The sequence below is a fragment of the Klebsiella grimontii genome (assembly GCF_900200035.1).
GTDB lineage: Bacteria > Pseudomonadota > Gammaproteobacteria > Enterobacterales > Enterobacteriaceae > Klebsiella > Klebsiella grimontii.
Genome location: NZ_FZTC01000020.1, coordinates 228,559 through 250,481, shown reverse-complemented (window position 1 = coordinate 250,481; position 21,923 = coordinate 228,559). Strand labels below are relative to the sequence as shown.

Genomic DNA, 21,923 nt, shown 5'->3' with positions numbered 1-21,923 from the left:
AGCCATTACGGCTCACGGAACAAAGTGTAGAGAAGGTTCGATTAAATGATAAGATGCTCAAATATGAATACACTGGTGCACATAATTCACCAATGATGAGCAAAGAAAAACTTAACGATTTGCAGGCCTTTGCCACGGTGGCCCAGGAGCGAAGCTTCACCCGGGCCGCAGCCATCCTGGGCGTATCCCGTTCAGCGCTGAGCCATACGCTGCTCGGGCTGGAAGAGCGCCTCGGGGTGAGGTTATTAATCCGCACCACGCGCAGCGTTTCGCCAACCGATGCCGGGACCCGCCTGCTTGCGGTGCTTGCGCCGCGGCTGAATGAAATTGAGAGTGAACTGGCTTCACTGCGCGCTTCACGAGATAAACCCGCCGGAACGGTGCGTATTACCGCGAACGATCACGCCATCGTCACCGTGCTCTGGCCTCGCCTGCGGCCCTTGTTAAATCAACATCCGGATATCAATATCGAATTCAGCGTCGGGTATGAACTCACCGATATTGCCGCCCAACGCTTTGATGCCGGCGTGCGTATGGGCGATCAGGTGGATAAGGATATGATTGCGGTGCGCATAACGCCCGATGTGCAGATGGCGGTGGTCGCCGCCCCCGGCTATCTCTCCGGCAGGGCGACGGTAAAACGTCCTGAGGATCTGATGGCGCATAACTGCATTAATTTGCGTTTGCCCACCCACGGCGCGCTGTACGCCTGGGAGTTCGAAAAGGGGGACCAGAAAACCAGCGTTCGTGTCGAAGGACAAACCGTGTTCAACAATACCTTTCTGATGATGCAGGCCGCGCTGGACGGGGCAGGGATTGCCTATGTTCCCCGCGACTTAGCGGCGCAACATATTGCCACGCAAGCACTGGTGCCGCTGCTCGCCGAGTGGTGTCCTAATTTTCCGGGATATTACCTGTATTACCCGGGCCGACAGCATCTTCCGGCGGCGTTTACGCTGGTGGTTGACGCGCTGCGTTGGCACCGCAGGGAGTGATGTCGGCAGCGCTATGGTTGCGGGCTTCTTAAACTGACCGGGGTCGACGTTGCCAGTAACCGGCAAATAAATACGCTAAATCAGCATTCCCTCTGTCAAAACCATCAGAATGATCGCCAATCGACGCCGATGAGAGAATCTGGGGGCTGGGATGTCGTTACTTATAGTTGGAATTGGGGACATGCTGCTGCATCAATTCAACGATCCAATCAATAAAAACGCGCAGTTTGGCGTTGACATGGCGGTTCGGCGGAAACGCCAGGTGCAGAGGCATTGGACTGATACGCCATTGTGTAAATAACGGAATCAAAGAGCCAGCAGCCTGATGCGCTGCCGCCATATAGACCGGCAGCGCAATCACGCCTAACCCGGCTAAGCCAGCTTCGAGGTAAGCATTGCCGTCATCCACGGCAAGTACATAACTGCCCGTGATTTCAATATGTTCACTCTCACTGCGCAATACCAGAGGATCAATCTTGCTGGTGCGTGAGGATAAGAATCCCACTATGCGATGGTCGGTGTTTTCCAGCTCTCGCGGGTGCGCAGGGGCGCCAAGGCGTTTCACGTAACTGGGGGCGACGTAGACGCCGATTTGCAAATCGCCGACATGGCGTGCGATCAGGGACTGGTCGTTGATTTCGCCACCGCGCAGGACGCAATCCACGTTGTCGCCGATCAGATCCACCACCCGGTCACTCACGCCCATGTCGAACTGGATATCAGGGTAACGTGCGTGGAAAACCGGTAGCGCCGGCACCAGGATGAGGCGGGCCAGTGGACTGGGCACATCCACCCGTAGCCGTCCCCTGGGCGTCATCGCCGCACTGGACAGGCTGTTCTCAGCATCCTCCATGTCCGCCAACAGGCGAATGACGCGCTCGTAGTAGACCGCGCCATCGGGAGTCACACCGAGCCTGCGGGTGGTGCGATGGAGCAATTTGACGCGCAAGCGCGCTTCTAGCTGCTGAATGAGTTGCGTCACCGTGGTTTTGCTCATATGAAGCGTTTGGGCAGCCTTTGTGAAGCTACCTGCCTCCACCACGCGAGCAAAGGCGCGCATCGCATCGAAACGATCCATTCCTGGTCCTCATTTTCACCGATTGTTTGGATATTACAAACAATGATGGACAAAGTCGCTTGTTTATCCACCCGATCCTGCACCTGTAAAGTGTCTTTATATTCACCGGGCTGATTTTGCCCCATTACAAAGGTACAAACATGACAGCACGTGAAGCCGTTTTCCCCTCCGGTCGACAGGCTCTCTATGAGCGCAATCGCTATTCACCAGCCATCAAATCTAACGGTTTCTTGTTCGTTTCGGGGCAGGTTGGTAGCCGGGAGGATGGTTCGCCTGAGCCCGATCTAAAAGCGCAGGTCAGGCTGGCATTCAATAATCTTAATGCTGTTCTCGCGGCTGCGGGCTGCACGTTTGGTGACGTGGTTGACGTTACCCTCTTTGTCGTCGATCCCGAGACAAACCTCGACGCTATCTGGAGTATCCTGCCAGAATATTGGGGGGAAGCGCCTTACCCTACGTTGACCGGGATCGGCGTGACGTGGCTGTATGGATTCAAGTTTGAGATTAAGGTGATTGCCAGGCTGCCCTAAGCGTTACGGAGCCGTGTGGCAGCGGGCGATGGTGGTGACTGCCGAGCGGTCAGAGAGACGGAGGAATACTTGTGAAAGCAGCGGGTTATGACGTGCAAGGCGCTCCCGGCGTCCTGAAATATGTCGATATTCCCGATCCGGTCGCGGAACCTGACGACGTTCTGATTTCTGTCGAGACTATCTCAATTGAAGGGGGGATCTGATCAACCGCCGTTCAACGCCGCCTCCTTGTCCTTCATGGGTCGTCGGCTACGCGGCCGCGGGCAGTCTGACTGTCGATCTGTGGTCGCCAATGCAGTCTAACCAGACACTCATGGGGGTATTCATAGGACCCCTTTTTGAAAGGCACGGAGTTCGGACACGTGTGGACGACATGTTGCAGGCTGTAGCTGCAGGGCGCATCAGGGGTGTCATTGACCGCATCTTCCCCCAGGCTAACGCTGCCGCGGCCCATAAATTCGCTGAGACAGCGAAATCGCTTGGCCGCATCGTTATGAAACCATGAGGCGCGTTTGACCAGTATGAGCGAGTGGCGGTAAGACTGTCTTAGAAGAGTTTTGTAATGGTACTCAATTTCTGTTTTTGAGGCGTTAAGGGACATTTGGGGTACTCCGTCATCGAACCCAATTGATCCCAAAATTCTTCCGCTGTGGAGGAGGAAATGAAAATAAAAAAAGCCTGCTTCAAAAGCAGGCTTTTCAAATTTGGCTCCTCTGACTGGACTCGAACCAGTGACATACGGATTAACAGTCCGCCGTTCTACCGACTGAACTACAGAGGAATCGTGTGAACGAGGCGAATACTACTGGTCTCGTATTTTTGTGTCAACACCAAATTTAACTTGCTGATTCAAATGGCTAAATTTAGCGCAGGTCGTTGTTTTAGTGTACTACCGGGTTATCGCTATCATCTGGCGGGCTATTCTCACGTAATCTCTTCAGCGGATCCTGACGATAAAAAAGGCAGAAACGCTGCCAAAGCGCGGGAAAGCGGGGAGCAAATAGCTCTGGCGCGCTGAAGAAGTATTCAGAGAGCACGGCGAAACATTCGGCAGGGTCGGTGGCCGCATACGCATCGATACTCGCGGCGCTTTCACCGACCAGGTCTATCTCATCCTGAATATTGTTCATAGCGGCATGGAGATCGTGTTCCCAGCCCGCTACCTCACGCAGGGGGATGAAGGGTACGCCGCTTGCGCGATCGCCATTGCGGGTATCCAGCTTATGCGCCACTTCATGGACTATCAGATTGAAACCGGACGCATCGAAGGAGTCCTGAATATCCAGCCAGTTGAGTACAATCGGCCCCTGCTGCCAGCTTTGACCTGATTGTACGATTCGCTGGTTATGCACCAGGCCGATATCATCTTCCCATTCGTCATCGACGACGAACGGGGCAGGGTAGATAAGCACTTCGTGAAAACCATCTAACCATTCGATACCCAGCTCGAGAACCGGCAGGCAAAACAGTAGCGCGATACGAGCGCTGTGCAGGGGAGTAAGCTCGAGCCCCTGTAAGGCAACCAGACGCTTTTGTTGCAAAAAGCGGGAAGCCATCTGCACCAGCTGCTGCTGCTCATGTTCGGAGAGGTTGGCTAATACGGGAATGGCAAGCGCCTTTTCCCAGGGGATTTCCGCGTTGCCGGACTCTTCATCTGCTTTCCAGGGCCATTTAAATATCATATTGCTCGCAAAGTCGTCACTTGAACTGAATTAAAGAGACAGGAACTATTAAAATGCCAAAGAACCTGGCATTATAGCAACCTCAACAGCGGAGAGATGCCGGAGCGGCTGAACGGACCGGTCTCGAAAACCGGAGTAGGGGCAACTCTACCGGGGGTTCAAATCCCCCTCTCTCCGCCACTTTTCAACAAAATCAATCAGTCACAAAGCGCTTTTGATTTTGCCCTGCATGAATCCCTGCATTAAAATTTCTTTCTATCGCTCTGTTTTCTCGCCTCTAACGCTGTCTTTTTTACCATGTTGCCTCTTGTTGGGCATCCACTTTTATCCTCTTTAGCTCACAAGCTCACAAGCTCACACTCTTAACAATAACTTAGCCCGTCGCGCATCCCTGATAACAAAGCAGTTAACTGCCCTTGCTACACACGGATTCTGTAAGAGTATCTTAAAGAGAATGGATGATGGATGAAAAGGAGCGAACTCAGGAAAGCAGTAAAAGCATGGTTTGTTGTCGAGTGAGCGCTATGAGGCGATAGAGAAACTTATGACCCTGGCCGGAGCGGCCTTGATAAAAACTATCCCGCGCGGATCTGGCGCGGGATCATGTGCCTGTATGCGGGAATGATGAAAAGTTTCAATAGTGAGTGGTTGAACTCCTCATGGCATCGCCCGTTTTTATAATGATGCAATCAGTGGTGCATTGCTCCTTTGCCGTCAGAATAACATTCTCTGGAAGCCTGAAATGCATTGACTTGCTCATTAAGATTTGCTCCGCCATCCCCTTGATAGCCCAGGGGGCCGCAAGGGAAATATTGCCAAACTCGTCATAACGTTGTGTTTTAGTAAAGGCATTATAGGCGGGATCTTGAATGTCAAAAAGAACATCCCCTGTAAATGTTTTTCCCACCTTGTAGGAAAGCGCGCTTGCTAATGCGTTTAACTCCGATTTTTGTGGGATAATGAAACCATTAAAGATATTGTATGATGCGGCGATCATCGCGAATACCGTCAATATGGGTAGCGCTTTTTTTGCTATATTGAGTTTGCTTGTCAAGGCATCTACCCCAATAATTATAAGAGCGCATATGAAAAATTCCAGTGCTATCAGCGACCTATATGCAGCCCAGTTTTCCTTGACTAGTAAGTTTGGAGAGTAGGCACCAATCCCCATGATAATGAACATGAGAACTTTCATAGGCCCTGATTTACCTTTTATTATTGAAAGTAAACCTATTGCGCAAATTATTAATGAGAGAGTTGTGAATAAGGGGCCTGGGGTTATATTAAAGTTGTTGATGGCGTTAATCAATGGTTCTTTTATAAACCATTGTAATTTCTCAAGTGGATTATTAGTTAACTCGGCACGTGCAATTGAACTGCCATATAACCATACGGGTACAAATTTTGAAAACAGCAGACTGCCAAGCATGCCGATAAATAAAACGGCGCCACTGATTAAAACAATATTCATGGAAAATGGCTTGTCTTTTTTCAGGCAGTTATCAAGCATGACGAAAAATAAAAATGCCATCGCCGTTGGTTGATATATAGCAAATGCAAACCATAGAATAATGATGGATGCTGCAAATCTTATAATTGTCGTGTTCTTGTTTACGGGTTTTAATGTAGCGTAACTTGTTCCGGCAAGGAGTATAGAGAGTACAAACGGGAAACATGTCGCCCATGCACTATATACCTGTATTGCCGGCGTCAGGCCTATTAATAAAGGGAGGGTAATTGTTGTGATGTTACGCTCGAATATGTTTCTTTTTTCTATAAATAAAAAGAGGAAAAAGCAAAGCGCAAATACCGTTATTATGGTAAAAAATCTAAGATAGGCAAGGTCATTGATATTATGAACTAGCGTAAAGCCAAGTCGCCTGGCAACGGCATACAAGGGTCTGCCGGATTGCATATCCCATTGAAACGGAGAACCTTTCCCTGAAAAAACATCGGATAGTGTCGACCAATCGTCTGAAAATGCGTAACTAAATATAATAGTTGGGCTATAAACTAAGAAAATTGCTGCAAGGTAAAGCATGGCAATAACTTTTTTAGTGCAAGGAGACATCCGTTCGTCCTCAGTGTTCATTGCTCGCCTCTCATTTCGTGCTTTGCTACCTCTTCGATAAAATATTTTGGCCGATTTTTGGATTCCATATATATTTTCCCAACGTATTCGCCAATTATCCCCAAAGAAAGCATCTGGACACCGCCAAGGAAGAAAATCGCAATCATTACAGATGTCCAACCCGCAACGGTATTTCCCAAAATCTTCTCAATGAAGGCATAGATTGCAGCTAGTGAAGATAGAAGGCATGTGATAACCCCAGCGGCGGCGATCATACGTAACGGGGTAATTGTCAGAGATGTTATTCCTTCTAACGCCAGTGCTACCATCTTTTTCAAGGGGTATTTTGATTCGCCTGCAACCCTTTCATCTCTGCTATAATAAACACTGCTAGACTTATAACCCAACAGCGGAATTAGCCCTCTTAAATATAAATTTTGTTCTTTAAAATCCTTTAATGCTGTCAGTGCGGTACGGCTAAGAAGCCTAAAGTCCGCATGGTTAGGAACCTGATTGACACCGAGCCCTGACATCAGAGAATAGAATTTATTGGCTGTTGCCCTTTTGAATACTGAGTCACTACTCCTGTTGTCGCGTACGCCATAAACAATCTCAAACCCTTCATTATATTTGTCTATCATTTTCTCAATGCAACCTATATCATCCTGTAAGTCTGCATCGATACTTACGGTAACGTCCGTATCCGCGTTTGCCAACCCCGCCAGCAGGGCTATCTGATGGCCCCGGTTCCTTGATAATTTCAGGCCGCGGATGAATGACTTTTCCTGTGATGTGGATTTGATTTGTTCCCAGGTGTTGTCTTTACTGCCATCATCGACAAAGAGGATATAACTATTTCGAGCGATTTTTTCTTTTGCCAGGAGGTTTTTTAATATAGTGGTGAGCCCCTCCAGACAGTATGGGAAGGCGTCTTTTTCATTATAACAAGGAACAACGATTGCTAACGAAGGTATTTGACTCCTCGCGTTGTTTATATTAATTTCTTTCATTTCATTGACCAGTATTTGTTTAGAATAAAACCAGCTGTAGTGTAAATAATCATACCTACAACTTGTGCTGTATAGATAGCATTAGGTATGACGATGAAAAAAACTTTTATTGCTATTAAATTTAAAATATAACAAAAAGCGCATGTGGATACGAATTTGATAAACCTCAGAGGGCTCAATGTCTTTGAGAAAGTGAACTTCGCATTCATAACAAAACTGAAAATAATGCCAACGACATATCCTGTTGCGTTTGAAGGGTAGACTCCCATGCCGGCCTGCATCAGGCCAAATATAGCAACTGCCGTAATTGCTGTATTTGCCAGGCCAACGATAATGTACCTGACCGCTTCTCTGGATGTGTTTTTTTTCAAGGTATGATTAATCATTTATTGATTTACATCAATTTTTAAAGGGGCAGTTAAGAGACTGAATGCGCAATTGATATAAGCAATGAGCTCCTGGAATATAAGTATTTGACGCCAACTCGTGGTCTGTGTCAACCAGGGTTTTTATTACAGTAGACATATTCCTCTGTGGGTATTGTTTTACGCTTCTCCACCCGAGTTTGTTTGGACATGATTATGCCGAATGGCGAGGATATAAAAGCCGGAGAGCTATCGGAGGCGTGAGTTCTGGTGCGGCGATTACCAGGCAGCCCTGCGGTGTTTGTTAATTTGCTACTCTTCCTGCTTAGTCACCTCCTTGTAACTGAAATTTTCAGGACTGAATTTAGCATCAAATGATTTTCCGGCATGGGCATTCTTAAGGCTAAAGACTTGCAGGATCAATCACCACCTCCCCAGGAGGTGGTTTAGGGGTGACAACGAAAAAAGCCCGCATTAAGCGGGCTTTAGGTTAATGAGACAATCTTAGAACTGGTAGGTGATACCTACAGCGAACTGATCGTCAGTGGCTGCGCCACTTACCGCCGCGTCTTCATCATCGATCAGATTGAATTTGTATGCGGTGTAAACGTTGAAGTTTTTGTTGAAGTAGTACCAGGTACCCAATTCAACGTAGTTCATGATATCCGCATTGGTGTCTTCTTTGGCGCCAAGGTCTTTACCTTTCGCGTAGACATAGCCCAGGGACGGACGCAGGCCGAAATCAAATTGATATTGAACAACGGCTTCGATGTTCTGGGTGTGATTGGCAAAACTGCCAAAAGTCGTTTTCTCCAGCGGAGTCATGTTACGGGATTCGCCATACATGACTGATGCATACAGATTATTTGCATCGTATTTAGCCGCCAGGTTCCAGACTTCAGCTGTTTCGCCCCGCTTGTCCGCAGCTTGCTCATCAGTACGATCGGAGTTGCTGTAGGCGCCAACGAAACCGAAGCCGTCGATGTTGTAGTTAACGGAGAAACCGAAACCGTCGCCGTTTGATTTTTTCGCGGTGGTGTCGTTATTTTTACCCTGATACTGCAGAGCAAAGTTAAGGCCATCAACCATGCCGAAGAAGTCGGTATTACGGTAGGTTGCAACACCGTTGGTACGACCGGTCATGAAGTTGTCGGTGTAAACCAGGCCGTCGCCGCCCCACTCAACCAGCATATCGGTATAACCTGCCGCGTCATAAACCACGCCGTAGTTACGACCATAATCGAATGAACCGTAGTCGCTGAATTTCAGACCGGCGAATGCTAAACGGGTAGCGCTGCCCTGCTGACCTTCCGGTTTGTCCGCTTTGATGTTGTATTCAAACTGGCCATAACCGGTCAATTCGCTGCTAATCTGGGTTTCGCCTTTAATGCCGAAACGCGCATAGGAGGTATCGTCAGAATTGTTGTTGTCGCCATCATGGGTCATGATGTGTTCGCCAACCATTTTGCCGTAGAAATCCAGTTTGTTGCCGTTCTTATTATAGATTTCTGCTGCATTAGCCGCGCCAGCGACTAATAAAGCTGGAACCAGAATTGCCAGTACTTTTCTTTTCATTATATATTCCCTTTTAATCATAATTAATATGAATTGTGTCATTCCTTCCGGGGTGACTATTTGATACTAGCGATTAAGTTCATTTTTCTTTAAATTAAATATGTAACTAAATTATATCTAATATTACAAAATGTTTCCGCTATATTCATTATATTAAAATTATATTGTTTTGTGATAATTTATTTCCTGCATTTATGGCTTTTAATAACATGGACTTATGCTTCTTCGTTGATTGGATTTTGTTGTAGATAAGTTTCATGCATCCTATATGTTGTTATTTAATATTTATTTTACGAATAATTGTTTTGCACGTCTTTAAACGTAGGTTTATCTTTCAGAGGATGATCTGAGTAAGAGTAATGACTGGTGAAATGAGGATCGAAGGAGGGTGAGTGAAAAAGAGCCAGAAATTAAATGCCATTCATAAATTTGTATTATTTAAAAATGGAATAAATTCATTGAATATATAGCCGGCATTATGACAAAGAAGCTGGATGATGCACAAAAATGCATCGGGTAGAGAGATCTGCTGCCTTGCAAGAATTTTCGCTATATAATGTGATGGATATCACTATTTTTGACTGGCAAGTGATGTTGCTTGTTGAGTTCACGGAGAGCAAATGAATGGAAGATAAAGCGAAAAGAAGTCCTGGTGGGAAACTGGCGCTGTGGGCATTTTATGCTTTTTGTGGTTATTTCCTCTGGGCGATGGCGCGTTACTGGTGGGTTGTCGGGCAGATTCAAAGCGTGCCCGGCGCTACGATTGATGGCGAACTTGGTTCAACGGCAGGGAAATGGATTGGCGCTCTGTTGGGATTTCTGGTGTTAGGCATCGTGGGGGCCATTCTTGGCGCAATTGCCTGGTACACGCGCCCTAATGCGCAGATCTATGAACATCACGAATAAAGTTGCTATGCTCGTTGCTGGCCTGTTACCTAAGGAACGTGCATGGACCTTTTTCACTGGCAGCAACGATTTGAAACCTGGCTAACCGAACATCACGCGCAAGGGGATGCGGCTCATGATATTTCGCATTTCCGCCGGGTATGGGCTACAGCGCAGCGGTTGGCCGAAGATACAGATGCTGACCGTCTGGTGATCCTGACCGCCTGCTATTTTCATGACATCGTCAGCCTGGCGAAAAACCATCCTGAGCGTAGCCGCTCTTCTGCGATGGCGGCGGAAAAAACGCTGGCTATCCTCCAGTCAGCTTTTCCTGATTTCCCCGCTGAACGCTACGCGGCGGTTTTACACGCTATTGAAGCGCACAGTTTTAGCGCGGCGATTGCTCCGCGAAGCGAAGAAGCGAAAATCGTTCAGGACGCCGATCGACTCGAGGCGTTGGGGGCGATTGGCCTGGCGCGCGTTTTTGCCGTGTCCGGCGCGCTGAACAATATCTTGTTTGATGCCAGCGATCCCTTTGCCGACCGGCGGGAATTGAATGATAAAACCTACGCGCTGGATCACTTCCAGTGCAAGCTGTTGCGTTTACCGCAAACGATGCAGACTGAAAAGGGCCGGGCAATGGCGATACACAATGTGCGCTTTCTGGTGCAGTTTATGGCCAAGCTCAGCGCGGAGCTTCGTGGAGACCCGATGGCTATTGATGACGAGGTTTTGCAGCGCTTTAACCCACTCGCGTAAAACTGGCTGCGCTATTTATGGTAACCTCTGCAAAAATAGTCGGGCTGGTTGAGGTTATGGCGCAAAATTTATCCAAGGAAAATCCCCCGTCTTTGAAGGTTGAACATACCGGAGAAGATGCGCAGGCGCTATTGCGCCAGCTGATGGCGATATATGATGTCAAAACGCTGGTCGCGCAGCTGGTTGCCGTCGGCGAGCAGCACTGGAGCCCGGCTATACTGAAGCGCGTTGCGACGGTAACGCGCGCGGCAGGTCGTATAACTGCGCAGGAGCAGGCCCACCTGCGCACGCTCTTGCCGCAGCCGCCTGCGCATCATCCGCATTATGGATTCCGCTTCGTCGATCTGTTTGCCGGTATCGGCGGCATTCGTCATGGTTTCGAGGCGATTGGCGGGCAATGCGTGTTTACCAGTGAGTGGAATAAACATGCGGTGCGCACCTATAAAGCCAACTGGTACTGCGATCCTGAGCAGCATTGTTTCAATGAAGATATCCGTGACGTCACGTTGAGCCATCTCCCCGAGGTGAGCGATGAAGACGCGGCGCAGCACATTCGCCAGACAATCCCGCAGCATGATGTTCTGCTGGCCGGCTTTCCCTGCCAGCCTTTTTCGCTCGCCGGCGTATCGAAGAAGAATGCCCTTGGCCGCGCCCACGGCTTTGCCTGCGAAACGCAGGGGACGCTGTTCTTTGACGTAGTCAGGATTATCGCCGCCCGGCAGCCGCCGATATTTGTTCTGGAGAACGTCAAAAACCTGAAGAGCCACGATAAGGGGCGGACGTTTCGTATCATTATGCAGACGCTGGATGAGCTGGGTTATGAGGTTGCTGATGCGGCTCATACCGGAGCGGATGATCCGAAAGTGATCGACGGGCGTCATTTTTTACCTCAGCACCGGGAACGCATTGTGCTGGTGGGTTTTCGGCGCGACCTCAAGCTGCATGAGGGATTCACCCTGCGCGATATCGCCACTCTCTATCCCTCCGTTCGCCCAACTTTCGGCGAGCTGCTGGAACCCGTGGTTGACGACAAATTTATCCTCACCAGAGTGCTGTGGAAATATCTCTATCGCTATGCGCGCAAGCATCAGGAGCGAGGGAACGGTTTTGGCTACGGGCTCGTTGACCCCAAGAATCCGCGCAGCGTGGCGCGTACGCTGTCTGCCCGCTACTACAAAGATGGCGCGGAGATCCTTATCGATCGCGGTTGGGATCGGCCTTTAGGCGAAAAGTCTTTTGACGATGCGGAGAACCAGCTTCGGCGTCCGCGTCGGTTGACTCCCCGCGAGTGCGCGCGTCTGATGGGATTTGAAGCGCCGCAGGGATACCATTTTCGCATTCCGGTATCGGATACCCAGGCCTATCGCCAGTTTGGCAATTCGGTTGTCGTGCCGGTCTTTGCGGCGGTAGCGAAGCTGCTGGCACCGCGTATAGCAAGAGCGGTGGCTTGCCGTGAGCAAGAGATTGACCATGGCCGATGTCCACGATAAAGCCACCCGCAGTAAAAACATGCGCGCGATCGGCACCCGCGATACGGCGATTGAAAAACGGCTGGCAGGACTGCTGACGCGTGCAGGATTTTCCTTTACCGTGCAGGATGCCGCGCTGCCCGGCCGCCCGGATTTTGTGGTGGCCGAGTATCAGTGCGTTATCTTTACCCACGGCTGCTTCTGGCATCATCATAATTGCTACCTGTTTAAGGTCCCCGCGACGCGAACTGAGTTCTGGCTGGATAAAATAGCCAAAAACGTGGCGCGCGATCGCCGTGATATCGGCCTTCTGGCGGAGCAGGGATGGCGAGTGCTGGTGGTCTGGGAGTGCGCGCTGCGCGGGCGCCAGAAGCTCAGCGACGAAGCGCTGGGGGAACGGCTGGAGGAGTGGATCTGCGGCGGAGGGAACTGCGCGCAGATCGATACGCAAGGTATAGGTCTGTTAGACGTTACTTCTGCGCCTTACAGGAGGTGATGTCGCGGCGAGCCGGAAGCAGGTACTTGCCGAGCGTGACCAGAACGACGGCGAAGATGATGATTCCCAGCGCCAGCCACTCTACGGCGGATAAGCTTTCGCCGGCAAAACCGGTGCCCAACAGCACGGCGACCACCGGGTTAACGTAGGCGTAGCTGGTCGCCACGGCAGGTGTAACGTTGCGAATCAGATACATATAGGCGTTGATGGCGATAAGCGAACCAAAGATCGCCAGATAGGCGACGGCAAAAATGCCGGACCACGACGGCATTTGGGTTAATTTTTCTCCGGTTAGCGTGGAGGCGATCATCAGCACGACGCCTGCCGCCAGCATCTCAATGGCGCCCGCCATCATCCCCGTCGGTAGCTCGATTCGCGAGCCGTAGACGGAACCAAACGCCCAGCTCATTGAACCGATAAGTATTAGCAGCGCGCCCCAGGGGTTACCGTTCAGGTTGCCGCCGCTGTTGAGCAGTACGATCCCCGCGAGACCAATAGCGATACCCAGCCATTCAAGTTTGCGGGTCGCAATACCAAAAAAACGGCTAAAGCACAGGGTGAACAGCGGCACCGTCGCGACCATGACCGCCGCAATACCGGAAGGTACGTGCTGGTGCTCGGCGAGAGTGACAAAACCATTCCCCACGGCCAGCAGTAACACGCCAATCAGCGCCGCGTTGAGCAGAGGCTTTCGCGCAGGGAGCTTATGGCCGGTTGCCAGTAGCCAGGCGGTCAGCACCGCGCCCGCGGAAAGAAAGCGCACGCCAGCCATCATTAGCGGGGGCCAGCTGGCGACGCCGACGGCGATAGCGAAATAGGTGGAACCCCAGATGATATACAGCGCAAACAACGCCCCGATGAGCGGCAACAGCTGACGGGTAGACATACTTCCTCACGACGGTGCAGAGACAGAAAGGGGAGATATAGTAAACGTGAAAACTCGCGTGCTGGCGAGCGCTTTAATTCGCCTGCTATGGTTAAATTTTTGTTGACTATGGACACTGGTGGGCGAAAAAGCGCTTTTGCTTCATACTTCAGGAGGAACAACCATAAATGAAGGAATGCAATTTTGGCGGGAAGTAGTCTATTAACCTTATTGGATGATATTGCCACTTTACTCGATGATATTTCGGTCATGGGGAAACTGGCAGCAAAAAAAACGGCAGGCGTATTGGGAGACGATTTATCGCTTAATGCTCAACAGGTCACCGGCGTGCGGGCCAACCGCGAATTGCCGGTCGTTTGGGGCGTAGCCAAAGGCTCACTGATCAATAAAGTGATCCTGGTACCGCTGGCATTGTTGATCAGCGCTTTTATCCCGTGGGCGATTACCCCGCTGCTGATGCTGGGGGGGGCGTTTCTCTGCTTCGAAGGCGTCGAGAAGGTGCTGCACAGTCTGCAGGCCCGGAAGCATAAAGAGGATCCGCAGGTTCGCCGGCAGCGGCTTGAGGCCCTGGCGAGCCAGGACCCCATGGCTTTTGAACGGGATAAAGTGAAAGGGGCAATACGTACCGATTTTATTCTGTCGGCTGAAATTGTCGCGATTACGCTGGGGATTGTGGCTGAAGCGCCGTTATTAAATCAGATCCTGATTTTGTCCGGCATCGCGCTGCTGGTGACGGTGGGGGTTTACGGTCTGGTGGGGATCATCGTCAAGCTTGATGATATGGGCTACTGGCTGGTGGAGAAAACCAGCTCGTTGGCGCAGTGGTTAGGCAAGGCTTTGTTGGCGATTGCGCCCCGCCTGATGAAAGTGTTGTCCATCGTTGGCACGCTGGCGATGTTCCTGGTCGGCGGCGGCATTGTGGTGCACGGTATTACGCCGCTGCACCATGCCATTGAAAATCTCGCCCATGGGCAGAATGCGGTGATTGCCTCGCTGCTGCCAACGGTCGCCAACCTGGTGCTGGGATTCATCATTGGCGCTATTGTGTTGGCCGGTGTGAAAGCGATTGGCGCTCTTCGTCGTCCGGCGAAGTAAATGTGCTCCTGCTCATGCAAAGTGGTTCAGCTTCGTCTAAGGTAAATCTGTTTCTTCCTGATACCGGAGGCAAAAATGGTCTTGTTGGTCAGTGATGAAGTGAGGCGAAAAAACGGTGGCCCCCGCATGGTCGTTACCGGGTTCGCCAGCGGCATGGTGGAGTGCCGCTGGTATGACGGTTACGGCGTTAAGCGCGAGGCGTTTCGTGAGGATGAACTTATTCGCGGAGGGGGAGGGAAGTCGAATCGCACCTGACCCTTTATCAGCGCCCGGCATTCGTCGGGCGTTTTCATAATAGTGATTATTTTACAAACAGGGAGCGTGGATGACGTTTGCTTCTTTAACTGTGCTGCGAGAAAACGATGGATAAGCTGATGTGGGTGGAAAAATTGCGTCAGATTTTAAGCCCCGGATATGTGGTTAACCTCTGTTTTTTTATCGTCTTCTGCTTCTCCACGCTGCTGATATGGCGTGAGATCAAGGTCCTGGAAGAAGCCTACGTTGCAAACCAGCGCAATAATCTTGAAAACGTGGCCCATGAGTTCGACAGTTTGCTGCAGTTTAATATCGACAGAATGATTTTTTTTCGCAACGGTATGCGGTCGGCGTTGGGTACGCCGTTGGATTTTGCCGTGCTGCGCAAGGCTGAAGAGGATTACTTAACAAAGCGGCACGATCCCATATGGTCGGTTGAGATCCATAACCGCCGGACGCTGCCGATCTACGGCGTCGCGGATGCCTTTGTCGACAGCGACGCGCTGCTTTCCCGTGATAATCCCTTTTCCGGAAATGAGCTCATGGCCACACTGGAGCTGGGTTATATGCTGCGTCTGGCCAATAACAACCGTGGATTTGCGAAACGCATGCTGTACGTGTCGCGCAGCGGTTTTTTTACGACGACCGAGCTGCCGAAAAATTCGACGCAGGCGCTGGCTCTCTATTCGCGGGCAACAGGCGCCGCCTGGTTTACCCGACAAACGCAGCGGAATAATCCTGCTCGCGGTATTGTGTGGCAAACGTTTCCCGATGATGAATCGCAGCGCGAAATGCAGGTGGTGACGGCGTCTATTCCGCTTGATTTCCAGCGCTACTGCTCGGCGTTCTGGCGATGGATTTCTCGGTACAGGAGATGAAAACATTTCTGGTCAATGCGATCAAAACGGGCGAGGAAGGTGAGTACCAGCTTTATGATAATCGACTCAATTTAATTGCCTCCTCCGCGCCGGGCAACGTGCTGACGCTGCTGTCGCCGCGTGAACAGGAGATGCTAAGCCGCGCCTCTTCCCATGAGAATCAGGGCGGAATTCGCCTGGTCACGCGCTATATCAGCTGGGAAAATTTACGCAATTTTGATGGGGTGCTGATCCGTATCCATACTATCCAGGAAGGGGTCCGCGGTGATTTTGGCAGCATCACCATCGCGCTGATGCTGATGTGGTTAATGTTCACTTTGATGCTGCTGATCTCCTGGCTGGTCATTCGTCGAATGGTGCGCAACATGAGCGTGCTGCAGACCTCGCTGGAATGGCAGGCCTGGCATGATGCGCTGACCCGTTTATTAAACCGCGGCGCGCTGTTTGAACGTGCCATTGCGGAAACTCGCCTGAGCGAGCGTCTGAAGCGGCCTGTGGCGGTAATTCAGCTCGATCTGGATTATTTTAAAAGCGTTAACGATCGCTTCGGTCATCACGCGGGGGATCGCGTGCTGTCGCTGGTGGCCAGCACTATCGCCAGCCATATTCGGCAAGGCGATCTGGCGGGGAGGGTTGGCGGGGAGGAGTTTTGTATTGTGCTGCCCAATACCCCGTTAAAAGAAGCGCAGGTGATTGCTGAACGGATCCGTATCCGGATCAATAGCCGCGAAATTTTGCTGGGTAACAGCATTTCTTTGCGTATTACCGCTTCGCTTGGGGTGAGCGGTAGCGATGATACCGGCGAATATAACTTCGAAAATTTGCAGTCAGTCGCCGATCATCGCTTGTATCTGGCCAAGCAGAACGGGCGCGATCGGGTCTGTGCTGAAGGGTGAAAGAAATTTCTCTTGTGAATAAATTGAATTGAAATCATCCGCTATGGTTATTTTAGTGAGATTATTCTTAAAAATCGTTTAGCGGCAATCGGACGTTCGTAGAAGAACGAAGGGTTGCAGTCCTTGCCTGGCGAGCTTTGCCAGCGCGGCGGTAATGCTAAGCCACATTTTTCAATAATTTGCTTCATGAATGTTTGTTGTCATGCAAAATAATTGAGGGTAATGTTTGTAGCGCATCGGAAATCCTGGTGTAACGAATTTTCAAGTGCTTCTTGCATTAGCAAGCTTCATCCCGACTCCTGCGAGTCGGGATTTTTTTCGCGCAGAATTCAGCGGTTGGCTTCGGTGACGCTGAAGTCATGGATATCGAGTTCAAAGGCCTCAGCCAGCTCGCGCCAGGTATGGTAATCCCGGCCATCAATACTGACGCGGTGGGGATCGTCTTGCGTACGCTGCACTTCACTTTCGCTGATTTCATTAATCGCCGCCAGCAGGGCGTCAACATCAACGCCGCCTGCGCCATTATTTTCTTTGGCGGTTTTCATTTCGGCTACCTCGCTTAACTCAGATAGGGCCTCTTAAGTATAGACGGTCTACAAAAACAGCAGTTACCGGGCCGGACACTGCGCGATCGGCTGTTTTGTTCTACACTGGCTCAAAAATAGAGGAGATGAGTTATGCAGGTAAACGATCGTGTCACGGTGAAGACCGATGGCGGCCCACGTCGATCGGGTGTTGTGCTGGCGATAGAGTCGTTTAGCGAAGGGGTGATGTATCTGGTTTCGCTGGAAGATTATCCGCTCGGCATCTGGTTTTTTAACGAGAACGGGCATCCCGACGGTATTTTCGTTGAGCGGGACGAGTGACTTGCCGTAAGTGAACTGGCGGCAGCGGCCGCCAGCGTCTTTCAACGCAGGTTGACATGAATTCCGGACGTGATGTTTTCAGTCAGTCGTACGATGTGATAAATCACCTGTTTATTGTGGGTGTGAATTTTCTTTTTAATATTGCCCTTGTGCGATGAGACGGTCTTCGCCTTAATGTTCATCTGCGCTGATATGTGCGAGGTTCCGTGACCAGCCATCCACATCTGCAGCATATTTGACTCGGTCTGGCTTAAAGACAGCGTGGGGATATTAAGCCGGGCGGCACGATAGTTCTCATATTTCAGGCGGATGGCGAGAATGTCATCGAGGTCTTTTTCGGTCAGCGATTTAGAGCAAATAAGTAAGTTTTTGCGCACCAGCAGGTAGTGGTTGAAATGAATATTCGCCAGCGACATAAAGATCACAAATAGCGTCGCAGGATACTGGCTAATGATTTGCCGGATTAGCTGGTTGCTGTCTTCATGATGAATAAAGCAATCTTCGTTGATAAATACCACTGAAGGTCGGCTGGTCTCACAGAGGGCTTTCAGGCTTGGCGCACTGTGTACTTCAGTGATATCTCGCTTCCTTACCCCCCTGCCAGTGAGGTACCCGGTTAATCCCAGCCGGGTGAAGCTGCACAAATCCATAATAATCGTTGACATGACCCATCCTCAATCAACACGTAACGATAATTTATTCCTCGCCGACAAGCGATGAAGTCCATTTAGTTAGCAATTAAAACGACTGCTGCCATGAAACCATTAGGCAGCCTGAACTATTTCGTATAAGCCCCATAATTTGCCAGGAATATTCTCAAAGTAAAGGCTACAAATCGCTATGTGGAGGAAATAAAAACATTAAATACCCGTCATATATAGGATGGCCATTATGGCGGTATTTTAAAATAGGATTATCCTTATATTGAATGGTTAAAATAACATCTTCTGATTTATCGGTTTTATAAGATGAGTAAGAATAACTTAACATTCGAAGGCAATTTTTAGCCATATTGGCTCAGCCGGCCGCGTCTTGCTGCGCCGCTCGCCGATCCGGGAAGGGTGGCGAGCTTAACGCTTTAATGCCACAATGTTTTTTTATCGGTTTGTGGGATGGATGATGAAAAAGATAGTGTTTGCTGGTGCTCTGCTGACCCTCGCCGGGTGCGTTCAGGTTGATAGCTACAGCGATGTTGTTAAAGCGCCAGCGCCGACAGGGCTGGAAGGATACTGGCAATCGGCAGGCCCGCAGAGCGAGATGATGAGCCCGGAGGCGATCGCCAGCCTGATAGTGACTAAACAGGGTGACACGCTTGACTGTCGTCAGTGGCAGCGGGTCATCGTCCTGCCGGGGAAATTAATGAAGCGTGATGACGCGGTTTATAACGTCACCTCCGCTTTGGACGTCTATCCGATTGAGCGCGAAGGCGATACCCTGAGCTACGATCGGATGACGCTTAAAAGGGTGGATCGTCTCACCCCGGAGTGTGAACTGGCACGGAAAAAAGCGTCGGCGGATAAAAACGGACAATAAGCTTTTTGCGGGCTGAAAACCTTCTCAGCCCGCGGTGTTTCCCCGTATTTTACAGCACCTCTTCAATAACCCAGACGCTGACGCTGCCGCCGTTACAGGTAAAGATGCCGTTTCCTTCGTCGTCGGTTTCAATGACCTCCTCACGGTTGCCGAGAAAATCCCGCCAGCGTTTATTACGGTAGTTTTCGCCCAGAGGCAGCATTTTTTCGCCGTCGTCGCCGTTGGAAAGCACCACCACGCAGCCCGGATCTTCCTCGGTGCCGCTTCGGCTGAAGGCGATACAGTTCGGATGATCGAACCACAGCGTTTGTACGCCGTGAGCAAAACGCTGACGGGCATCAATCAGCTCATGTAATTGCTCGATCACCGGCATCTCAATGGCGTAGGTCTCGCCGTCGCCGCCGGTATCCTCATAGCTGGCGCCGAACAGATCGGCATAAAAGACTGACGGAACGCCGTTCTCACGTAACAAAATCAGCGCATAGGCCAGCGGCTTGAACCAGGCCTCAACCGGCGCCTCCAGCGCCTGCAGCGGCTGGGTGTCGTGGTTAGTCACCAGAGTCACAGCGTGGAACGGGTCGGCTTCCACCAGCGTGCCGCTAAAAATCTGGCTCATGTCGTAATCGCGACCCTGCCGCGAGGCTTCATGGAATTTCATCTGCAGGGGGGCGTCGAAGAGCATCGTCTTGCCGTCAACCATGGCGATATACTGCTGGAGCTTATCGACTTCATGCGACCAGTATTCCGCGACGATAAACAGCGGTTTTGTCGCGACCTCCTGGACGTGGTCGATCCACTCTTTATAAAACCAGGCGGGGATATGCTTAACCGCATCGAGACGGAAGCCGTCGCAGCCGGTTTGTTCCATCACCCAGCGCGCCCAGTACTTAATCTCCTCGGTCACCGCCCGATTACGAAAGTCGATATTTTCGCCCATCAGATAGTCGAAGTTACCCATCTCATCATCGACCTGATCGTTCCATCCCTCCCCGGTATAGTCGTTGACGATTTTAAACACGCCATCTTCGTCGGGATTCTCGATATGATCGATGCCGCTGAAGCACTTATAATCCCAGATGAATTCAGAGTATTGGCCGGCCCGTACCGGGAAGGTGTAGCGCGTCCAGGCTTCACACTCAACAATCTCATCGGCGATCTGCGTGCGGTCGTTTTGATCAACACGCTGAATGCGTACCGGCTCTTTCTCATCCGCGCCCATTTTATGGTTGACCACCACGTCGAGCAGCACGGCGATATCGTGCTGGCGCAGCGCGGCGATAGCGGCCAGTAGCTGGGTTTTATCGCCGTATTTAGTGGCGACAGACCCCTTTTGATCGAACTCGCCGAGATCAAACAGATCGTAGCAGTCATAACCGACCGAATATCCTCCGGAGGCTCCCTTATAAGCTGGGGGCAGCCAAATCATATTGATACCGATTTCATTGAGGTTCGGCGCCAGGGCCTCGACTTCACGCCATAATTCGCCGCCGGTGGGGTAGTACCAGTGAAAGCACTGCAGTAACGTGGGGTTTTTCATCTTCCATGCTCCAGACGTCATCAAGCTGACTATTGCAGTATGAGAGATATCCAGCAAAATGCAGACGTTTCGCCTACGTTTTCCCTATGCCCTAAAAGGCATCATATATAATAATTTGGAATAAGATGTAGCGTATCGATGTTGGTGACCGGGGCTAAACGCCTTACACTATTGCAAAATATCACTCTGTTAGGGGTATCTATGAAATTAGCACTTCTGGGTCGTCAGGCGCTGATGGGCGCAATGGCCGTTGTATTAATGGCTGGCGTCAGCGCAAAAACCTTTGCGGCTGAAAATCTGCTCAATCAGGTTAAAGAGCGCGGCACGTTACGCGTTGGCCTGGAAGGGACTTATCCGCCATTCAGCTACCAGGGAGATGACGGTAAGCTGACCGGTTTCGAGGTGGATTTTGCTAACGAGCTGGCAAAACACCTTGGGGTGAAAGCTGACCTTAAACCCACTAAGTGGGACGGCATGCTGGCTTCGCTGGATTCTAAACGTATCGATGTGGTGATCAACCAGGTCACTATTTCCGATCAGCGTAAGAAAAAATATGACTTCTCTACGCCGTACACCATCTCCGGGATTCAGGCGCTGGTGAAGAAAGGTAACGAAGGCGTGATCAAAACCGCTGCCGACCTGAAAGGTAAGAAAGTTGGCGTTGGCCTGGGCACCAACTATGAAGAGTGGCTGCGCCAGAACGTACAGGGCGTCGACATTCGTACTTATGATGATGACCCGACGAAATATCAGGATCTGCGCGTAGGCCGTATCGACGCTATCCTGGTTGACCGCCTGGCGGCGCTGGATCTGGTGAAGAAAACCGGCAATACCCTGGCTGTAACCGGGGAAGCTTTCTCCCGCCAGGAGTCCGGCGTTGCGCTGCGTAAAGGTAATGAAGACCTGCTGAAAGCGGTTGATGGCGCCATTGCGGATATGCAAAAAGACGGCACCCTGAAGGCGCTGTCGGAAAAATGGTTTGGCGCTGACGTGACGAAGTAACGACCGGCGATGAAAAAAGGCGCTCTTGATAGCGCCTTTTTTTATTTCGTGCGCCATAGC

23 protein-coding genes, 2 tRNA genes and 1 pseudogene are annotated in these 21,923 nt (G+C 50.7%); 15 read left to right on the top strand and 11 right to left on the bottom strand.

From position 1 onward, the window contains the following. Window positions 1-92: 92 nt before the first annotated feature. Window positions 93-995, top strand: a complete 903-nt coding sequence (locus KOSB73_RS19950) for a LysR family transcriptional regulator (protein ID WP_049131044.1) — start codon at window positions 93-95, stop codon at window positions 993-995. A 157-nt stretch (window positions 996-1,152) separates the two neighbouring features. Here the strand turns inward: KOSB73_RS19950 and KOSB73_RS19945 are convergent, their stop codons facing one another. Further along, on the bottom strand, window positions 1,153-2,073 hold the full coding sequence (locus KOSB73_RS19945; RefSeq protein WP_098065760.1) for a LysR family transcriptional regulator: 921 nt from the start codon (window positions 2,071-2,073) through the stop codon (window positions 1,153-1,155). A 140-nt stretch (window positions 2,074-2,213) separates the two neighbouring features. Here KOSB73_RS19945 and KOSB73_RS19940 point away from each other — a divergent pair, with 140 nt between their 5' ends. The 3 genes from KOSB73_RS19940 (at window position 2,214) to KOSB73_RS31175 (ending at window position 3,108) form a co-directional block, all read left to right on the top strand. After that, window positions 2,214-2,603, top strand: a complete 390-nt coding sequence (locus tag KOSB73_RS19940) for a RidA family protein (protein WP_098140867.1) — start codon at window positions 2,214-2,216, stop codon at window positions 2,601-2,603. A 71-nt stretch (window positions 2,604-2,674) separates the two neighbouring features. Then, window positions 2,675-2,806: a hypothetical protein gene (locus KOSB73_RS31360; RefSeq protein WP_256204679.1), complete on the top strand. Its 132-nt coding sequence runs from the start codon at window positions 2,675-2,677 to the stop codon at window positions 2,804-2,806. A gap of 89 nt (window positions 2,807-2,895) precedes the next feature. After that, window positions 2,896-3,108: a zinc-binding dehydrogenase gene (locus KOSB73_RS31175; protein ID WP_064362949.1), complete on the top strand. Its 213-nt coding sequence runs from the start codon at window positions 2,896-2,898 to the stop codon at window positions 3,106-3,108. A 200-nt stretch (window positions 3,109-3,308) separates the two neighbouring features. Here the strand turns inward: KOSB73_RS31175 and KOSB73_RS19930 are convergent. Both KOSB73_RS19930 and mtfA read right to left on the bottom strand, forming a co-directional pair. Next, window positions 3,309-3,384, bottom strand: a tRNA-Asn gene (locus tag KOSB73_RS19930). A 100-nt stretch (window positions 3,385-3,484) separates the two neighbouring features. Further along, entirely contained in the window at window positions 3,485-4,285 is an 801-nt protein-coding gene (gene mtfA, locus KOSB73_RS19925; RefSeq protein WP_155553273.1) for a DgsA anti-repressor MtfA, read from the bottom strand. Window positions 4,286-4,375: 90 nt separating this feature from the next. Here mtfA and KOSB73_RS19920 point away from each other — a divergent pair. After that, window positions 4,376-4,465: transfer RNA gene (locus KOSB73_RS19920), tRNA-Ser, on the top strand. Window positions 4,466-4,919: 454 nt separating this feature from the next. Here KOSB73_RS19920 and KOSB73_RS19915 read toward each other — a convergent pair. The 4 genes from KOSB73_RS19915 to KOSB73_RS19900 all read right to left on the bottom strand — a co-directional run bounded on the left by KOSB73_RS19915 (window position 4,920) and on the right by KOSB73_RS19900 (window position 9,306). Next, window positions 4,920-6,377, bottom strand: a complete 1,458-nt coding sequence (locus KOSB73_RS19915; RefSeq protein ID WP_024359900.1) for a glucosyltransferase domain-containing protein — start codon at window positions 6,375-6,377, stop codon at window positions 4,920-4,922. Continuing rightward, window positions 6,374-7,366 carry a glycosyltransferase family 2 protein gene (locus KOSB73_RS19910; protein WP_004136576.1) on the bottom strand — a complete coding sequence of 331 codons (993 nt, stop codon included), beginning with the start codon at window positions 7,364-7,366 and terminating at the stop codon, window positions 6,374-6,376. The genes KOSB73_RS19915 and KOSB73_RS19910 overlap by 4 nt, the downstream gene beginning before the upstream one ends. Then, a complete protein-coding gene (locus KOSB73_RS19905) occupies window positions 7,363-7,752 on the bottom strand; it encodes a GtrA family protein (RefSeq protein WP_004136578.1) in 390 nt (129 codons plus the stop codon). Before KOSB73_RS19905 ends, KOSB73_RS19910 begins: the two co-directional genes overlap by 4 nt. 483 nt (window positions 7,753-8,235) lie before the next feature. Beyond that, window positions 8,236-9,306: a porin gene (locus tag KOSB73_RS19900; RefSeq protein ID WP_024359897.1), complete on the bottom strand. Its 1,071-nt coding sequence runs from the start codon at window positions 9,304-9,306 to the stop codon at window positions 8,236-8,238. Window positions 9,307-9,930: 624 nt separating this feature from the next. Here KOSB73_RS19900 and drpB point away from each other — a divergent pair. The 4 genes from drpB to KOSB73_RS19880 are packed head-to-tail and all read left to right on the top strand — an operon-like array spanning window position 9,931 to window position 12,915. Then, the gene (drpB, locus tag KOSB73_RS19895; RefSeq protein WP_004136582.1) at window positions 9,931-10,212 is read left to right on the top strand and encodes a cell division protein DrpB; all 282 of its coding nucleotides are present in this window, start codon (window positions 9,931-9,933) and stop codon (window positions 10,210-10,212) included. A 42-nt stretch (window positions 10,213-10,254) separates the two neighbouring features. Continuing rightward, a complete protein-coding gene (locus KOSB73_RS19890) occupies window positions 10,255-10,950 on the top strand; it encodes a phosphohydrolase (protein WP_098140865.1) in 696 nt (231 codons plus the stop codon). A 56-nt stretch (window positions 10,951-11,006) separates the two neighbouring features. Next, window positions 11,007-12,440 carry a DNA cytosine methyltransferase gene (locus KOSB73_RS19885; protein WP_024359896.1) on the top strand — a complete coding sequence of 478 codons (1,434 nt, stop codon included), beginning with the start codon at window positions 11,007-11,009 and terminating at the stop codon, window positions 12,438-12,440. Further along, window positions 12,421-12,915, top strand: coding sequence for a very short patch repair endonuclease (locus tag KOSB73_RS19880; protein ID WP_049089594.1), 495 nt, complete (start codon window positions 12,421-12,423; stop codon window positions 12,913-12,915). Before KOSB73_RS19885 ends, KOSB73_RS19880 begins: the two co-directional genes overlap by 20 nt. Here the strand turns inward: KOSB73_RS19880 and yedA are convergent. Beyond that, the gene (yedA, locus tag KOSB73_RS19875) at window positions 12,890-13,801 is read right to left on the bottom strand and encodes a drug/metabolite exporter YedA (protein ID WP_004136588.1); all 912 of its coding nucleotides are present in this window, start codon (window positions 13,799-13,801) and stop codon (window positions 12,890-12,892) included. The two genes, KOSB73_RS19880 and yedA, sit on opposite strands and share 26 nt — an antisense overlap. A 183-nt stretch (window positions 13,802-13,984) precedes the next feature. On the opposite strand from yedA, the gene KOSB73_RS19870 reads away from it, so the two are divergent. The 3 genes and pseudogenes from KOSB73_RS19870 to dgcQ all read left to right on the top strand — a co-directional run bounded on the left by KOSB73_RS19870 (window position 13,985) and on the right by dgcQ (window position 16,925). Further along, on the top strand, window positions 13,985-14,896 hold the full coding sequence (locus tag KOSB73_RS19870) for a DUF808 domain-containing protein (protein WP_049089592.1): 912 nt from the start codon (window positions 13,985-13,987) through the stop codon (window positions 14,894-14,896). Between the two features lie 75 nt (window positions 14,897-14,971). After that, entirely contained in the window at window positions 14,972-15,151 is a 180-nt protein-coding gene (locus KOSB73_RS19865) for a YodC family protein (RefSeq protein ID WP_004122136.1), read from the top strand. A 107-nt stretch (window positions 15,152-15,258) separates the two neighbouring features. Continuing rightward, window positions 15,259-16,925, top strand: a pseudogene (gene dgcQ / locus KOSB73_RS19860) (cellulose biosynthesis regulator diguanylate cyclase DgcQ). 329 nt (window positions 16,926-17,254) lie between these two features. Here dgcQ and yodD read toward each other — a convergent pair. Continuing rightward, window positions 17,255-17,470, bottom strand: coding sequence for a YodD family peroxide/acid resistance protein (gene yodD, locus KOSB73_RS19855; protein WP_004136598.1), 216 nt, complete (start codon window positions 17,468-17,470; stop codon window positions 17,255-17,257). A gap of 132 nt (window positions 17,471-17,602) precedes the next feature. On the opposite strand from yodD, the gene dsrB reads away from it, so the two are divergent. Next, the gene (gene dsrB, locus KOSB73_RS19850) at window positions 17,603-17,791 is read left to right on the top strand and encodes a protein DsrB (protein ID WP_004136599.1); all 189 of its coding nucleotides are present in this window, start codon (window positions 17,603-17,605) and stop codon (window positions 17,789-17,791) included. Between the two features lie 41 nt (window positions 17,792-17,832). Here the strand turns inward: dsrB and rcsA are convergent, their stop codons facing one another. Beyond that, on the bottom strand, window positions 17,833-18,456 hold the full coding sequence (gene rcsA, locus KOSB73_RS19845) for a transcriptional regulator RcsA (protein WP_004136600.1): 624 nt from the start codon (window positions 18,454-18,456) through the stop codon (window positions 17,833-17,835). 454 nt (window positions 18,457-18,910) lie between these two features. On the opposite strand from rcsA, the gene yedD reads away from it, so the two are divergent. Then, the gene (gene yedD, locus KOSB73_RS19840) at window positions 18,911-19,324 is read left to right on the top strand and encodes a lipoprotein YedD (protein ID WP_024359893.1); all 414 of its coding nucleotides are present in this window, start codon (window positions 18,911-18,913) and stop codon (window positions 19,322-19,324) included. A 49-nt stretch (window positions 19,325-19,373) separates the two neighbouring features. Here yedD and amyA read toward each other — a convergent pair whose 3' ends face one another. Then, a complete protein-coding gene (amyA, locus tag KOSB73_RS19835) occupies window positions 19,374-20,861 on the bottom strand; it encodes an alpha-amylase (RefSeq protein WP_049089587.1) in 1,488 nt (495 codons plus the stop codon). A gap of 201 nt (window positions 20,862-21,062) precedes the next feature. Here amyA and tcyJ point away from each other — a divergent pair, with 201 nt between their 5' ends. After that, window positions 21,063-21,863 (top strand): cystine ABC transporter substrate-binding protein, encoded by an 801-nt coding sequence (gene tcyJ / locus KOSB73_RS19830; RefSeq protein WP_004136603.1) that lies wholly within the window; start codon window positions 21,063-21,065, stop codon window positions 21,861-21,863. Window positions 21,864-21,923 lie beyond the last annotated feature (60 nt).

Coding starts and splice junctions, on each gene's coding strand:
- KOSB73_RS19950 (WP_049131044.1), top strand. CDS start 93: ATGATGAGCAAAGAAAAACTTAACGATTTGCAGGCCTTTGCCACGGTG.
- KOSB73_RS19945 (WP_098065760.1), bottom strand. CDS start 2,073: ATGGATCGTTTCGATGCGATGCGCGCCTTTGCTCGCGTGGTGGAGGCA.
- KOSB73_RS19940 (WP_098140867.1), top strand. CDS start 2,214: ATGACAGCACGTGAAGCCGTTTTCCCCTCCGGTCGACAGGCTCTCTAT.
- KOSB73_RS31175 (WP_064362949.1), top strand. CDS start 2,896: ATGCAGTCTAACCAGACACTCATGGGGGTATTCATAGGACCCCTTTTT.
- mtfA (WP_155553273.1), bottom strand. CDS start 4,285: ATGATATTTAAATGGCCCTGGAAAGCAGATGAAGAGTCCGGCAACGCG.
- KOSB73_RS19915 (WP_024359900.1), bottom strand. CDS start 6,377: ATGAACACTGAGGACGAACGGATGTCTCCTTGCACTAAAAAAGTTATT.
- KOSB73_RS19910 (WP_004136576.1), bottom strand. CDS start 7,366: ATGAAAGAAATTAATATAAACAACGCGAGGAGTCAAATACCTTCGTTA.
- KOSB73_RS19905 (WP_004136578.1), bottom strand. CDS start 7,752: ATGATTAATCATACCTTGAAAAAAAACACATCCAGAGAAGCGGTCAGG.
- KOSB73_RS19900 (WP_024359897.1), bottom strand. CDS start 9,306: ATGAAAAGAAAAGTACTGGCAATTCTGGTTCCAGCTTTATTAGTCGCT.
- drpB (WP_004136582.1), top strand. CDS start 9,931: ATGGAAGATAAAGCGAAAAGAAGTCCTGGTGGGAAACTGGCGCTGTGG.
- KOSB73_RS19890 (WP_098140865.1), top strand. CDS start 10,255: ATGGACCTTTTTCACTGGCAGCAACGATTTGAAACCTGGCTAACCGAA.
- KOSB73_RS19885 (WP_024359896.1), top strand. CDS start 11,007: ATGGCGCAAAATTTATCCAAGGAAAATCCCCCGTCTTTGAAGGTTGAA.
- KOSB73_RS19880 (WP_049089594.1), top strand. CDS start 12,421: ATGGCCGATGTCCACGATAAAGCCACCCGCAGTAAAAACATGCGCGCG.
- yedA (WP_004136588.1), bottom strand. CDS start 13,801: ATGTCTACCCGTCAGCTGTTGCCGCTCATCGGGGCGTTGTTTGCGCTG.
- KOSB73_RS19865 (WP_004122136.1), top strand. CDS start 14,972: ATGGTCTTGTTGGTCAGTGATGAAGTGAGGCGAAAAAACGGTGGCCCC.
- yodD (WP_004136598.1), bottom strand. CDS start 17,470: ATGAAAACCGCCAAAGAAAATAATGGCGCAGGCGGCGTTGATGTTGAC.
- dsrB (WP_004136599.1), top strand. CDS start 17,603: ATGCAGGTAAACGATCGTGTCACGGTGAAGACCGATGGCGGCCCACGT.
- rcsA (WP_004136600.1), bottom strand. CDS start 18,456: ATGTCAACGATTATTATGGATTTGTGCAGCTTCACCCGGCTGGGATTA.
- yedD (WP_024359893.1), top strand. CDS start 18,911: ATGAAAAAGATAGTGTTTGCTGGTGCTCTGCTGACCCTCGCCGGGTGC.
- amyA (WP_049089587.1), bottom strand. CDS start 20,861: ATGAAAAACCCCACGTTACTGCAGTGCTTTCACTGGTACTACCCCACC.
- tcyJ (WP_004136603.1), top strand. CDS start 21,063: ATGAAATTAGCACTTCTGGGTCGTCAGGCGCTGATGGGCGCAATGGCC.